Raw genomic sequence first — 385 nt, forward strand, 5'->3', positions numbered from 1 at the left:
GCGCAACCCGGGCATCTACCTGCAGGACCGCATGGCCTGGGGCCCGTGGGCGCTGACGGCCGGGCTGCGCCACGACCGGCTGAAGGACCGCTACGTCACGCCGCAGCTGGACGCGAGCAAGACCCAGCCGTCGATCGCGCTCAGCTACGAACCCATGCCCGGCACGATGGTGTATGCCAGCCATGCGCGCTCCTTCCAGGCGAACGTCGGAACATTGCTCGCGGGCAACGTGGCCGCGCCGCCGTCCGAGGGCAAGCAGGTCGAGGTGGGCGTGAAGCAGGAATGGCTGTCACGCCGCCTGCTGACCACGGCGTCGCTGTTCGAGCTGGAACTCACCAACAGCCCGGCGAGCGATCCCGCCAACCCGGGCTACTCCGTGCTCACG

The 385-nt window shown here is 69.6% G+C and carries 1 protein-coding gene; it reads left to right on the top strand.

The window, feature by feature from the left end; genetic code table 11:
* A partial coding sequence (locus GVL61_RS24670) for a TonB-dependent receptor (RefSeq protein ID WP_159983896.1) occupies nucleotides 1-385 on the top strand: 385 nt, incomplete at both ends.

Origin of the sequence: Novosphingobium sp. 18050, assembly GCF_902706195.1 — a bacterium.
Taxonomy (GTDB): Bacteria; Pseudomonadota; Alphaproteobacteria; order Sphingomonadales; family Sphingomonadaceae; genus Novosphingobium.